This is a genomic window from Streptomyces sp. M41(2017) (assembly GCF_002078175.1).
Taxonomy (GTDB): domain Bacteria; phylum Actinomycetota; class Actinomycetes; order Streptomycetales; family Streptomycetaceae; genus Streptomyces.
In genome coordinates this window covers 3,183,354-3,195,552 of the sequence record NZ_MWFK01000001.1, presented here as the reverse complement: position 1 = coordinate 3,195,552, position 12,199 = coordinate 3,183,354, and the positions used below count along the sequence as shown (strand labels likewise).

The following is a 12,199-nucleotide window of genomic DNA, read 5'->3' as shown; positions in this document are numbered from 1 at the left end:
CAGGTGGCCCTCCCCCTCGGGAGGGCCACCTGCGCGCGTCTCAGATGCTGTACTCGCGCACCACGCGGCGGACCTGGGCGAAGAGCATGCCCACGTTCACCGCCTTGCGGCAGACGACCACGGCGACCACGTCCTGCTGGTCGTTCATGCGCACGAAGAGGTGGGTGAGGTTCTCGCTGTTGACGAGGATCTCCTGGAAGAAGTGCTGGTCGGTCTCGACGCCGCGGCGTTCCTTGAAGACGTCCTCGATCATCTGGACGGTACGCCCCTGGAACAGGTCGAGCGTCGCGCCCGCGAGCAGGTCCAGCACCTCCGGCGGGTGGTTGTCTACGGTCTCGTAGGAGAGCAGCATGCCCGTCGACATGTCGACGGCGCCGGAGGCGACGCAGTCCGGGGCGTCGGTGCGCAGTGCTTTCACCAGGCCCATGATCTGGTCGGAGAAGCCCGGTCGCATCTGCTTGGTGGCCATGTCGTCATACCCCTTCGTTCGCGTTCGCTGTCTCGGTCACGGCTCCGGCGAACGGGCCGGAGGTGTACGGGGTTCCGGCGGCCGGCTCGGGATCGTCGCCCGCGAGGATCGAACCGATGCGTCCGAGGACCGGGCGGGTCTGCTCGTGGAGCCGCTCGAGGTCGATGCCCTCGTCGCCGAGGACGATCATCAGCGCGGTGTCGCCGACCGCGTAGAAGACGGCGCATCCCTGGCTGCCGTGGGTCACGGTCTGCCGGAAGACGCCCCGGCCGGTCGCGGCGGTCGCGCGGCGTGCGATGCCGAGTCCGGCGGCGGCGATCGCGGCGAGGCTCTCCGCCTCGATGGTGTCGGCGGTGTCGGCCGCGATGAGCATGCCGTCGGCGGCGGCCACCGCCGTGTCGGTGATTCCGGTCACCCGTTCCCGGAGGCCTCTCATCTCGTTGGCCAATGCCTCGTGATTCATGAGCTGAACTCCCTGGTCATGGGGTGCGTTTGGTCGAGAAGAAGGGCGGTGCGGGGTCAGGTGCCGGAATCCGGCGTCCAGATGCGGTGCCGCAGGCGGAAGAACCCTTTCCAGCTCACCGCAGCTCTTTCCGGGGCGAGCGTCTCGGTGATTCCGCTCGCTCCGGGTTCACGGCGGGGCAGGGACGGGGCGTCCGGACCGGGGAGTACGAGAGACACCGACCGGGGCGCGGCGGCCGGTCCCGCGGTATCGCGGTGGCCGGGGATCTCGCCGTCGCGAACGCCCCCGGAATCACCGCCGACCGCCTCGGAGGTGTCCGTACGGGGGGTTCGGTCGCCCTCTTCGACCGCGGGCGGGTCGGCGGGGCCGGCGGTCTCCGCGTCCGGATCGGGAGCGGGGTCGGAGTCGGGGTCGGGGTCGTCCGTTCCGGCGGTCAGCGCCGCGGCCAGCGCGGAGAGCAGCTCCGGATCGGGGCCCGGCACGGTGGACGGCGACCGCTTCCTGAGGGACTCGGTGGGCGGGATGCGTACGGTGACCGGGGAGGCGGACTCCGGCGCGTCGGGCAGTTCCAGGAGTCCGTCGCCGAGCAGGCGGGCCATCCCGACGGTGGCGGTGTAGACGCCGAGGCCGGTCGCGAAGGCGATGTCGCGAGCGGTCCGCCGGCCGTCGGCGTGGGCCAGCAACTCCCTTTGCGGAGCGGGCAGTCGGTCCCGTAACTCGTCCGGCACCGCCGCCTGCACGGGGCGTTCGCGGTCCGGTCGCACGGGACGGGGCAGCGCCGCGACGGCCGCGAGTTTGCGCGCCGCGTCCTGCAACAGGCGTCCCGGCGTCTCCCCCTGCTCGACGGGCGCGTACGGCTCGAAGTCGGCGTCCAGCGGATCGCACGCCTCGACCTCTCCCGCGACGACGGCGAACGCCGCGTCCTGCATCGCCATCATGCAGACAACCCGGAGCTGTGCGGCGCCCGCGTACCCGTGCGCGATCAGCCCGGCCTGCGGCCACCGGCTGCCGCCCGCCTCCCGGAGCAGGTCGGCCCACTGCTCACCGCCGACCCGGCCGGAGCGCAGCAGACGCGCCTCGGGTCCGGGGGCGCCGGGGCTCTCGACGGCGACGACACAGCCGTCACGCAGGTGGAAGACGCCCCCCGGCCTTCCGGACACCCGCAGTCTTCCCGTCGCCCGGGCCTGTCGGCATGCGCTCAGCGCGATCGTCAGCAGGTCGAATCCGACCCGGCCGAGGGAATCCCGATCGCCCGACATCGCTCCCCTTGGACCTTCCGGCATTTCGCACAGACGCCTGACGCGTCACACTGAGGGGGTATGTGTATCAGCCGGGAAACGAGGATTCGCCGGAGTAGCGCTACCTGACGGAAGTTGAGAATTCCCGGCTTTCGGACGCCTTCATCGGTCGCTCAAATGACCGCCTGTGTGCGGCGGTTCAGTCCCGGGGACCCACCATCCGGACGGGCAGCGGACGGAGCGCGTCGCGCAGGGCCGCCGCCAGTTCCTCGTACTCGGTGCCGCGGGCGGCGCCCGCGCGCATGGCGAGCGCGATGCGCCGCGTGGGTGCCGGGTCCGCGAAGTATCCGGTCAGGAGCTGGTTGCTGCGCGTCGTCTCCACCTTGACGGCGGTGCGCGGCAGAAGGGTCACGCCGAGTCCTCCGGCGACCAGCTGGACGAGGGTGGACAGTCCCGCGGCGGTGGTGGTGACGGGGGCGTCGGCGCGTCCGGCCTCCCGGCAGATGTCCAGGGCCTGGTCGCGCAGGCAGTGCCCCTCGTCGAGCAGCAGGAGACGCAGTTCGCGCAGCGCCTCGCGCGGGATGCCCTCCCGGCCGCCCAGCCAGTGGTCGAGCGGGGTCACCAGTACGAAGTCCTCGTCGAACAGAGGGAGTTCGGTGACACCGGGCACTCCGAGCGGCACGGCGAGGAGCAGCAGGTCGAGCCGCCCGACCGCGAGCCCCTCCAGCAGGCTGGCCGTCTGCTCCTCGTGCACCTGGAGGTCGAGGTCGGGGTAGCGCTCGTGGACGAGCCGCAGGACGGTGGGCAGGAGATAGGGGGCGACGGTGGGGATGACACCGAGGCGCAGGGCTCCGGTGAACGGCGCGCGGACGGCCTCCGCCTCCTCCATCAGCGCGCCGACCTCCTCCAGCACCGCCTTGGCGCGTACGGCGAGACGCTCTCCGGCGGGCGACAGGAGCACCTTGCGGGTCGTACGCTCCAGCAGGGTCACGCCGAGGGTGTCCTCCAGGGCGGAGACGGCTCCGGACAACGCGGGCTGGCTCATGCCGATCGCGGCGGCCGCGTCGCGGAAGTGCAGGTGCTCGGCGACGGCGGCGAAGGCGCGGAGCTGGGCGAGGCTGGGCTGACGACGCCCGTTGCCCTTGGCTCCCGTGCGGCCGATGGTGGGGCCCCGGCCGAGGGGGACCGCCCGCGCGCCGGGGACGCTTCCACCCACCGCCGGTGTGCCGCCCACCGGGCCGGCCTCGCGGCTGGAGCTCGCCACGGCCGCACCTCTCTCTCCGCATCGCTTCACCGACGGTTACTGATAGACGTAACCGATCAACCCGACCGAGTGTAGCTATTTCCCGAATCAATGCAGCCTGTGCCACGATCACGTTCGTCCAACCCAAGGGAAACGCCCCCAAAAGGGACGGCTCCCCGCTGCAAGGAGAATGCGTGCTCACTGTTGGTGACAAGTTCCCCGAGTTCGACCTGACCGCCTGCGTCTCGCTGGAGAAGGGCCAGGAGTTCGAGGAGATCAACCACAAGACCTACGAAGGCAAGTGGAAGATCGTCTTCGCGTGGCCCAAGGACTTCACCTTCGTGTGCCCCACCGAGATCGCCGCCTTCGGCAAGCTGAACGACGAGTTCGCCGACCGCGACGCCCAGGTCCTCGGGTTCTCCGGCGACTCCGAGTTCGTGCACCACGCCTGGCGCAAGGACCACGCCGACCTGCGTGACCTGCCCTTCCCGATGATGGCCGACTCGAAGCACGAGCTCATGCGTGACCTCGGCATCGAGGGCGAGGACGGTTTCGCCAAGCGTGCCGTCTTCATCGTCGACCAGAACAACGAGATCCAGTTCTCCATGGTGACCGCCGGCTCCGTCGGCCGTAACCCCAAGGAGGTCCTGCGGGTCCTGGACGCTCTCCAGACGGACGAGCTCTGCCCGTGCAACTGGACCAAGGGCGAGACGACGCTCGACCCGGTCGCCCTGCTGGCCGGTGAGTGATCTTCCATGGCTCTCGACGAACTGAAGTCCGCCATACCGGACTACGCCAAGGACCTTCGCCTGAACCTCGGTTCGGTGATCGGCAACAGCGACCTCCCGCAGCAGCAGCTGTGGGGCACGGTGCTGGCCTGCGCGATCGCGTCGCGTTCCCCGCGCGTGCTGCGTGAGCTGGAGCCCGACGCGAAGGACCGGCTGTCGCCCGAGGCGTACACGGCCGCCAAGTCGGCCGCCGCGATCATGGCGATGAACAACGTCTTCTACCGCACGCGGCACCTGCTCTCCGACCCGGAGTACGGGACGCTGCGCGCCGGTCTGCGGATGAACGTCATCGGCAACCCGGGCGTGGACAAGGTCGACTTCGAGCTGTGGTCGCTCGCCGTCTCCGCCGTCAACGGCTGCGGGCAGTGCCTCGACTCGCACGAGCAGGTGCTCCGCAAGGCGGGTGTCGACCGGGAGACCATCCAGGAGGCGTTCAAGATCGCCGCCGTTCTCCAGGCCGTCGGCGCCACGCTGGACGCCGAGGCCGTGCTCGCCGAGTAGTCCTCGCTCCGCACCACGCGCAGGGCCCCGCTCACCTCGACGGTGAGCGGGGCCCTGCGCGTTCTTCGTTCTCCGTGCCGCCTCCGGTCCCCCGGAGCGGCACGGAATCGCCTACGGTGTGAGCCGTTTCGCCGGTGCCGGGTCGAGCGCCGTGGCGCCCCGGGGCTCGGGCGAATGGCGCTGGCCCGCCTCGTGCGCGTACGAACGCAGGTAGGTGACAACGGTGTTGGTGACCGCGACGAGCGGGACCGCGACGACGGCTCCGCCGATGCCCGCGACCATGCCGCCCGCCGCGACGGACAGCACCACCGCGAGCGGGTGGACGCGCACCGCGCGGCCGAGGATGAACGGCTGCAGGACGTGCCCCTCGATCTGCTGGACCGCGAGGACCACGGCGAGCGTCATCAGGGCGGTGAACACGCCCTGGGTGACGAGGGCGACGACGATCGCGAGGGCTCCGGAGATGACCGCGCCCACGAGCGGGATGAACGCGCCGAGGAAGATGAAGACGGCGAGCGGGACGGCCATGGGCACGTCGAGGAAGTAGATGCCCAGGCCGATGAAGATGGCGTCGATCATGGCGACTATCACCGTGCCGCGCACGTACGCCGTGAGGGTGCGCCAGGCGCGCGGACCCGCGCCCGCGACTCCGGGACGGGCGGCGGCCGGGACGAGCTTGAGCGACCACTCCCAGATCCGCTTGCCGTCGTAGAGCAGGAAGAGCGTCGAGAACATCGTCAGGAGGATGCCGGTGAGGCCCTCGACGATGACCGTCACGCCCTGGAGGCCCGCCGAGGTGATCTGGTCGGTGTTCGCGCCGACCGCCTCGCGGAGGTTCTTCGCTATCTCGTTGATCTGCTTGTCCGTCACGTGGAACGGACCCTTGAGGAGCCACTTGCGCAGCTCGTCGATACCGTCCTGGATCTGGCCGGAGAGATTGTCGATGTTCTCCTGGACCTGCCAGACCACGAACCAGCCGATCAGCCCCATGATGACGAAGCCGAGGATCGCGGTGAGCGCGGTGGCGACGCCGCGTGGCACCCGGTGGTGCGTGAGCCGGGCCACCGTCGGCTGGAGCAGCGCGGTGATGAGGAGCGCGGCCACGAAGGCCAGCACCACCAGTTGCACCGCGCTGATGACGCGCATCAGCACCCAGACCGTGCCCGCGAGGATGAGCAGCCGCCAGCCGGCCTCGGCGGCGACGCGCACTCCCCACGGCACGGCGAGCGCGGGGTCCGGACGGGGCGTCAGGACGTACGAGGCCGACGTGGACGTCTTCTCGGAGGCGGGGCGCCGGGCCGGCAGCACGGCCGGTTCACGGCCGGCCAGCGGGTCTTCGGGGGAACCCAGGTCATCCAGGCCGTCCAGGACGTCCAGGTCGTTCAGGTCGTCCGGGGAACCGGGCGTTTCCGGCGTGTCGGGAACCGGTCCGTCCGACTTCTCGACGGAAACAGGCACTGCGTGCCGGTCCTGGAGGTCGGGGGAGCCCTGTGACTCCTTCTCGACCTCGGCCCGGCGTTCGTCCAACCGCTCTCCCAGCTCGGTGAGTCCTGCGCCGAGCCTGCCGAGCCACCCTGGTACTCGCGACATGATGCGTCCTTTTCCCCCGTTGCTCCCCACCACTCCCCCCAGGAGTCGTCGGATCCGACCGTACATGGCCGAAGCCCCTCCCCCTATGACGGGGAGGGGCTTCGAAAGGTTGAGCGCCGGACGTGCCGCGTGCGGCTCAGTACCAGCTGTTCGCCTGCCAGAACGACCACGCCTCACAGGGGCTGCCGTACCGGCCGTTCATGTAATTGAGGCCCCACTTGATCTGTGTGGCCGGGTTCGTCTGCCAGTCGGAACCGACGGACGACATCTTGGAACCGGGAAGAGCCTGGAAGAGACCGTAGGCACCGGAGGAGGCGTTGACCGCCTTGTAGTTCCAGCTGGACTCGTGGTTCACGATGTTGCTGAAGCACTGGAACTGCCCGCTCGGCACCATCTGGCGGGCCATCGCCTGGATCTGCGCGACGGAGTACGAGGACTGGACGCTGAAGGTGGTCGCGTCGCGCGTCGCGGAACGGCTGGCCTTCTCCGCCGCTTCCTTGCGCTCCTTGGCCTCCTTCTCGGCCTTCGCGGCCTTCTCCGCGGCCTTCTGCTTGGCCACGGCGTCGTCGGCCGCCTGCTTGCGGGCGGCTTCCTCCGCGTCCTTCTTGGCGCTCGCGTCCGCGGCGATGGCCTGCGCGTCGGCCTGCTGCGTCAGGGACGCGGTCTGCACCTGGGCCTGCTGGCCCGTGGGGATGTCCGCGAGGAGGGTCGAGTCGCTTGCCGTCGCCTCGGCGTCGATCGAGGGCTGAGCGGTGCTGCCCGAGGCAACTCCGACGACGCTTCCAACGGCGGTGACCGCGGTGGCCGAGGCCACTGCGAATCCCCGGACCGAAATCCGGCTCACACGGTTTCCTTCCAGCATGCCCGCTTAGGTGACCCTCGCGGACGCAATCGTGCCCCTTGGCGCTGGCCTCCCAACTGCGGGGTCACGGGAGGCACGGGCCCGGTGGGCAACTCCCGCTCGGGGAGCGCCGCGTGGTGCGCGGGCGGCATACGACGGCTTTATGGAGTTCTGAGGTTCCGGTGGTGCCGTACCGCTGGGGGTACAGGTGTGTCGTATGCGGGGCCTGACAGGAGTGAGACTCTAGCCGTAACCCGACGCCGCAAGGCAATTCCCCGCCGCGTGTGAAAGCTCACACCTCGTTTGCGGCCGGTCTTTTCAGGAAACGGCCGCGCAGCAGGACGCCGCCCGGCTAGGCTCCTTCGCCTTTGCCGGACGGCGCCAACCAGCGTGTATCAACCACCCTTTGACCAGGTGGGGACAGTCGGGATCAGATCTGCCCGTCCTCCAGCATTTCGGTCACGAGTGCCGCAATCTGTGACCTCTCCGAACGATTCAGCGTGACGTGCGCGAAGAGCGGATGGCCCTTCAACTTCTCGACGACGGCGACCACTCCGTCGTACCGCCCGACCCGCAGATTGTCCCTTTGCGCCACATCGTGGGTCAGAACGACCCGCGAGTTGGCGCCGATCCGGGAGAGGACCGTCAGCAGGACGTTCCTCTCCAGGGACTGGGCCTCGTCCACGATCACGAACGCGTCGTGCAGGGAGCGGCCGCGGATGTGAGTGAGCGGCAGGACCTCCAGCATGCCGCGCGCCGTGACCTCCTCGATGACCTCGCGGCTGGCGACCGCGGAGAGCGTGTCGAACACCGCCTGGGCCCAGGGGCCCATCTTCTCGGACTCGGAGCCGGGCAGATAGCCGAGCTCCTGCCCGCCCACCGCGTAGAGCGGCCGGAAGACCATCACCTTCTGGTGCTGACGGCGTTCGAGGACGGCCTCCAGACCCGCGCAGAGCGCGAGCGCGGACTTGCCGGTGCCGGCCCGGCCGCCCATCGACAGGATCCCGATGTCCGGGTCGAGCAGCAGATCCAGCGCGATGCGCTGCTCCGCGCTGCGGCCCTTGATGCCGAACGCCTCCCGGTCGCCGCGCACCAGCCGGACGTTGCCCTCGGCGGTGACACGGCCGAGGGCCTTGCCACGCTCCGACTGGATCGTCAGGCCCGTGTGCACGGGCAGGTCGGCCGCTTCGGGGACGTAGACGTGCCCTTCCTCGAAGAGGATGTCCACCTGTTCGCCCGGCAGGGTCAGTTCGGACATTCCGGTCCAGCCGGAGGAGCCCGTGATGGCCAGCTCCGCGCGGTACTCCTCGGCGAGGAGGCCCACGGAGGAGGCCTTGATCCTGAGCGGCAGGTCCTTCGAGACGACGGTGACGTCGAATCCCTCGGCCTGGAGATTGCGGGCGACGGCGAGGATGCGGGAGTCGTTGTCCCCCAGGCGATACCCGCTGGGCAGGACGCTGGGGTCCGAGTGGTTGAGCTCGACGCGGACGGTCCCGCCGAGCTCCCCGACCGGGATCGGGGAGTCGAGGCGGCCGTGCCGGACCCGGAACTCGTCGAGCAGGCGCAGTGCCTGCCGGGCGAAGTAGCCGAGTTCGGGATGGTGCCGCTTGGCCTCCAGCTCCGTGACCACGACGATCGGGAGCACCACTTCATGCTCGTCGAAGCGGCTCAGGGCGTTGGGATCGGCCAGCAGGACGCTGGTGTCGAGAACATAGGTGCGCCGGTCAGGCGTGCGGCGCTTTGTGCTGGTCACCACGGAAGGACGTACCCCCTCGGATGAGGTCGGGGAGCGACGAAGGAGATCTGGACCGGTCTCGGGCACCGATGCACGGGCCGAGAACCGGCCCTCCGCTTCGTCCGTACTGACCGCACGGTCGGGCTGGTGCAAAGGGCCTCCCGGGCGGACGGCCCCGTGCCGTCCGCTGAGATACGACACCCGTGGTTCGGGCGTCGACCTGCAAGCGTTATGCCCTCGAACGCGCCAAGCCATGCAGCCGGAGCGGACGGCGCGTGCGTTAACTCCCGATGACGTACGCCCCCCGGGGCCCGCACGACCTCACCGCGGGACCCCGGAAATCAGCCGCCGTAGCGGCGGTGTCGCGCCGCGTAGTCACGCAGTGCGCGCAGGAAGTCGACCTTGCGGAACGCCGGCCAGAAGACTTCACAGAAGTAGTACTCGGAGTGGGCCGTCTGCCAGAGCATGAATCCGGACAGGCGCTGCTCTCCGCTGGTCCGGATCACCAGGTCGGGGTCGGGCTGGGCACCGGTGTAGAGGTGCTTGCCGATCAGGTCGACGTCGACGGCCTCGGCCAGCGCCTCCATCGAGGTGCCCTTGTCGTCGGCGTCCAGGATCATCGCGCGGACGGCGTCCGCGATCTCCTGGCGTCCGCCGTAGCCGATGGCGACGTTGACGACTATCCCCTCGACGTGCGCGGTGGTCTCCTCGGCCTCCTTGAGGGCCGACTGCATCTGCGAGGGCAGGATGTCCGGCGTGCCGACGTGGTGCACCCGCCAGCGGCCGTCGGCCGCGAGGGTGCGGACGACGCCCTCGATGATGCCGAGCAGCGGACCGAGCTCCTCCTGCGGGCGGTCGAAGTTGTCGGTGGACAGCAGCCACAGGGTGACGACCTCGACGTCCGTCTCGGAGCACCAGCCGAGGAACTCCTCGATCTTGTCGGCTCCGGCACGGTGGCCCTGGGCGGTGGTGGAGCCCGCCGCCTTCGCCCAGCGCCGGTTGCCGTCCATGATGACCCCGATGTGCTTCGGCACCTGGTCGTGGTCGAGGTGGCCTTCCACCCTGCGTGCATAGAACCTGACCAGCAGACGGCGCAGGTTGTCGCGCAAGGTCACGTGTTGTCAGCCCCTCCGTGCGGATGGGACAGGCGCGCCCGAGCACAGTCCCTGTCCATATGGCGGTCCCCCGGGGCGAAGCCTACCCCCGTGAAACAGGGGCTCCGCCAAGGGGTGTCAGAGACCTGACAGAGCGGCACAGGAGGGCCCGGGTGCGCTCCGGCCGTCGTGCCCGGCACCGTGAGGAGGGGACCGGATGCCGCTCCCCCGACCGCGCCGGAGGATACGGGACGCCCGGCTCCCGGGCCGGGAACCCACCGTCGAGGGACACCCGGCCGAACGAAAGAGGGCGGGTGTCCGCCGGGAAGGGCTGGTCGGGGACGGACCCGCCGCGGGGCGGCACTGTGTCACCGGATTCCCCGGCATCCACCGGCGCCCCGCTCAGGGGGCGCACGGGGGCGCCCGCCGGACGGGCCGACGCGGGCACAAAAAACGGGCCGGTCCGTGGGGGGGGAGACGGACCGGCCCGAGGGGGGGTTTCCACGATAACCCTTCGTAAGTGATGCTGCGTGCATCCGCGTGCCACAACTACTCTCCGGAGTCGGCCGACGACGCCGAGATGAGCGCGGAACCATCGATTCCGGGTGTGATCATGGCCGAATCCCAGCTGATTCAAAGGGAATCGCGAAGGATCGGTGGAGATCCAATGGGTTCGGAGCCGTTTCGGGGGGAGCGCCCCGATGCCCGGCGAGGTACTCCGGGCGGGTGACGGGCGTGGCCTGCTCCCTTGACGCCGTCGCTAGCTTCGCAGCCATGACGACCTTCACTACGGAGCGAACGTCCGGGCCGGTCCCGCTGGAACGGGCCGCGACGGCGCGTGCCCGGCGACGCGGACTGCTCGGGCGCGACGGGATCGAGGGTGCACTGCTGCTGACCCCGGCGAACTCGGTGCACACGCTGGGGATGCGGTTCCCGATCGACGTCGCCTATCTGGACCGCGCGTCACGGGTCCTCGCGGTACGCACGATGCGTCCGGGTCGGGTGGGGCTTCCCCGCCCACGGGCCCGGGCGGTCCTGGAGGCGGAGGCCGGCTCCATGGAGCGGTGGGGCGTGGAGCGTGGCGTACGGGTCGTGGTCCAGGACGGCTGACGTCACGTCACTCCACGAAGGCAGCACCGCGCAGCCCCCTCCACTGCGCGGTGCCACACGCGCAGCTTTGCTCACGCGAATTACCTTGGTCTGAACTTACGTCAGGCGAACAGCCCAGGCGAGCCACTCTCGATAACGATGTGGAAACCCTGTGCAGATCGGCCGGTTGACGTCCGCCGCTCACCCCGCACCCGTCCGTCATCCGGACGGGCATCTCATACCGAGTGCCCTTCATTGGGGTTTTTTCGGTCAATCCCCGCGAGCGGGCCGTGGACCGCCCTCTCGCCCGGGCAACGGCCGATCGCGCGGCTGGAACTCCCCAGCGGGCACCGGTCAGGCAGCCCCGCCCGGTTTGCGTGCCTCGATCAGGAAACGGCTGCTGTGGGCGACGAACGGACCCTGCGCCTGGATCCGCTCGTGCAGGTCGCGCAGCCGGGGCCGGTACGCCTCGACGGTGAATCCCGGGACCATCCAGATCACCTTGCGCAGGAAGTGGACGACGGCTCCGATGTCCCGGAACTCGACGCGCAGCCGTTCCGAGCGCAGGTCGACGACATCGAGCCCGGCGGCTTCGGCGGCGCGTCGGGCGGCCTCCGGGTCCCGGCCGGTGCGGACCTCCTCGGGCAGCGGGCCGAGGAAGTACTCCACGAGTTCGAAGACACTGGCCGGCCCGACCTGCTGGGAGAAATAGGTGCCGCCGGGGCACAGCACACGGGCGATCTCGTCCCAGTGGGTCGCCACCGGGTGCCGGCTCGTCACCAGATCGAACGCGCCGTCGGCGAACGGCAGCGGGGCCTCCTCCGGGGACGCGACGACCACGGCACCTCGGGGGTGGAGCAGCGCGGTCGCCTTCGCGACGTTCGGCGGCCAGCCCTCGGTGGCGGCGAGGAGCGGCGGCAGCTTCGGGGCGGAGTTCAGCACCTCGCCGCCGCCGGTCTGGAGGTCGAGGGCGGCGCGGGCGCGCCCCAGCCGCTCCCCCATCGCCCGCGCGTACCCCCACGAGGGCCGCTCCTCGGTGGCCCGCCCCTCGAACCAGGAGAAGTCCCAGCCGTCGACGGACGCGGCCTCGGCTTCGGCGACGAGGTCCTCGAAGGTGCGCGTGGTGGTCATGGGCGCATTGTCGCAAC

At 70.1% G+C, this 12,199-nt stretch carries 12 protein-coding genes; 3 read left to right on the top strand and 9 right to left on the bottom strand.

Translation table 11 applies throughout. The annotated features are described in order from the left end of the window. Positions 1-40: 40 nt before the first annotated feature. The 4 genes from B0675_RS14140 to B0675_RS14125 all read right to left on the bottom strand — a co-directional run bounded on the left by B0675_RS14140 (position 41) and on the right by B0675_RS14125 (position 3,332). The gene (locus B0675_RS14140) at positions 41-469 is read right to left on the bottom strand and encodes a hypothetical protein (RefSeq protein ID WP_081219152.1); all 429 of its coding nucleotides are present in this window, start codon (positions 467-469) and stop codon (positions 41-43) included. Positions 470-473: 4 nt separating this feature from the next. Next, positions 474-932 carry a roadblock/LC7 domain-containing protein gene (locus B0675_RS14135; protein ID WP_107482623.1) on the bottom strand — a complete coding sequence of 153 codons (459 nt, stop codon included), beginning with the start codon at positions 930-932 and terminating at the stop codon, positions 474-476. A 56-nt stretch (positions 933-988) separates the two neighbouring features. Then, positions 989-2,191 (bottom strand): hypothetical protein, encoded by a 1,203-nt coding sequence (locus B0675_RS41370; RefSeq protein ID WP_081219151.1) that lies wholly within the window; start codon positions 2,189-2,191, stop codon positions 989-991. 178 nt (positions 2,192-2,369) lie between these two features. Continuing rightward, entirely contained in the window at positions 2,370-3,332 is a 963-nt protein-coding gene (locus B0675_RS14125) for a LysR substrate-binding domain-containing protein (RefSeq protein WP_081221782.1), read from the bottom strand. 275 nt (positions 3,333-3,607) lie between these two features. Between B0675_RS14125 and B0675_RS14120 the strand changes: the two genes are divergently transcribed. Together B0675_RS14120 and B0675_RS14115 are read left to right on the top strand one after the other, a co-directional pair. Further along, the gene (locus tag B0675_RS14120) at positions 3,608-4,162 is read left to right on the top strand and encodes a peroxiredoxin (protein WP_081219150.1); all 555 of its coding nucleotides are present in this window, start codon (positions 3,608-3,610) and stop codon (positions 4,160-4,162) included. Between the two features lie 6 nt (positions 4,163-4,168). Then, positions 4,169-4,702, top strand: a complete 534-nt coding sequence (locus B0675_RS14115) for an alkyl hydroperoxide reductase (protein WP_081219149.1) — start codon at positions 4,169-4,171, stop codon at positions 4,700-4,702. 111 nt (positions 4,703-4,813) lie between these two features. On the opposite strand, the gene B0675_RS14110 is transcribed toward B0675_RS14115, so the two are convergent. From B0675_RS14110 to B0675_RS14095, 4 genes are all read right to left on the bottom strand, one after another. Next, complete coding sequence (locus B0675_RS14110) at positions 4,814-6,292, bottom strand: AI-2E family transporter (RefSeq protein ID WP_081219148.1); 1,479 nt, start codon at positions 6,290-6,292, stop codon at positions 4,814-4,816. A 136-nt stretch (positions 6,293-6,428) separates the two neighbouring features. Beyond that, complete coding sequence (locus tag B0675_RS14105; RefSeq protein WP_081219147.1) at positions 6,429-7,154, bottom strand: transglycosylase SLT domain-containing protein; 726 nt, start codon at positions 7,152-7,154, stop codon at positions 6,429-6,431. A gap of 409 nt (positions 7,155-7,563) precedes the next feature. Beyond that, positions 7,564-8,889: a PhoH family protein gene (locus B0675_RS14100; RefSeq protein WP_081219146.1), complete on the bottom strand. Its 1,326-nt coding sequence runs from the start codon at positions 8,887-8,889 to the stop codon at positions 7,564-7,566. A gap of 320 nt (positions 8,890-9,209) precedes the next feature. Further along, on the bottom strand, positions 9,210-9,983 hold the full coding sequence (locus B0675_RS14095; protein ID WP_081219145.1) for an isoprenyl transferase: 774 nt from the start codon (positions 9,981-9,983) through the stop codon (positions 9,210-9,212). A gap of 753 nt (positions 9,984-10,736) precedes the next feature. On the opposite strand from B0675_RS14095, the gene B0675_RS14090 reads away from it, so the two are divergent. Beyond that, positions 10,737-11,072, top strand: a complete 336-nt coding sequence (locus B0675_RS14090) for a DUF192 domain-containing protein (RefSeq protein WP_081219144.1) — start codon at positions 10,737-10,739, stop codon at positions 11,070-11,072. Between the two features lie 333 nt (positions 11,073-11,405). Here B0675_RS14090 and B0675_RS14085 read toward each other — a convergent pair whose 3' ends face one another. Continuing rightward, a complete protein-coding gene (locus B0675_RS14085) occupies positions 11,406-12,182 on the bottom strand; it encodes a class I SAM-dependent methyltransferase (RefSeq protein ID WP_081219143.1) in 777 nt (258 codons plus the stop codon). Between the last annotated feature and the right edge of the window lie 17 nt (positions 12,183-12,199).

Excerpts from the sequence above, each read along its gene's own strand:
- B0675_RS14140 (WP_081219152.1), bottom strand. The coding sequence starts at position 469 with ATGGCCACCAAGCAGATGCGACCGGGCTTCTCCGACCAGATCATGGGC.
- B0675_RS14135 (WP_107482623.1), bottom strand. The coding sequence starts at position 932 with ATGAATCACGAGGCATTGGCCAACGAGATGAGAGGCCTCCGGGAACGG.
- B0675_RS41370 (WP_081219151.1), bottom strand. The coding sequence starts at position 2,191 with ATGTCGGGCGATCGGGATTCCCTCGGCCGGGTCGGATTCGACCTGCTG.
- B0675_RS14115 (WP_081219149.1), top strand. The coding sequence starts at position 4,169 with ATGGCTCTCGACGAACTGAAGTCCGCCATACCGGACTACGCCAAGGAC.
- B0675_RS14110 (WP_081219148.1), bottom strand. The coding sequence starts at position 6,292 with ATGTCGCGAGTACCAGGGTGGCTCGGCAGGCTCGGCGCAGGACTCACC.
- B0675_RS14105 (WP_081219147.1), bottom strand. The coding sequence starts at position 7,154 with ATGCTGGAAGGAAACCGTGTGAGCCGGATTTCGGTCCGGGGATTCGCA.
- B0675_RS14090 (WP_081219144.1), top strand. The coding sequence starts at position 10,737 with ATGACGACCTTCACTACGGAGCGAACGTCCGGGCCGGTCCCGCTGGAA.
- B0675_RS14085 (WP_081219143.1), bottom strand. The coding sequence starts at position 12,182 with ATGACCACCACGCGCACCTTCGAGGACCTCGTCGCCGAAGCCGAGGCC.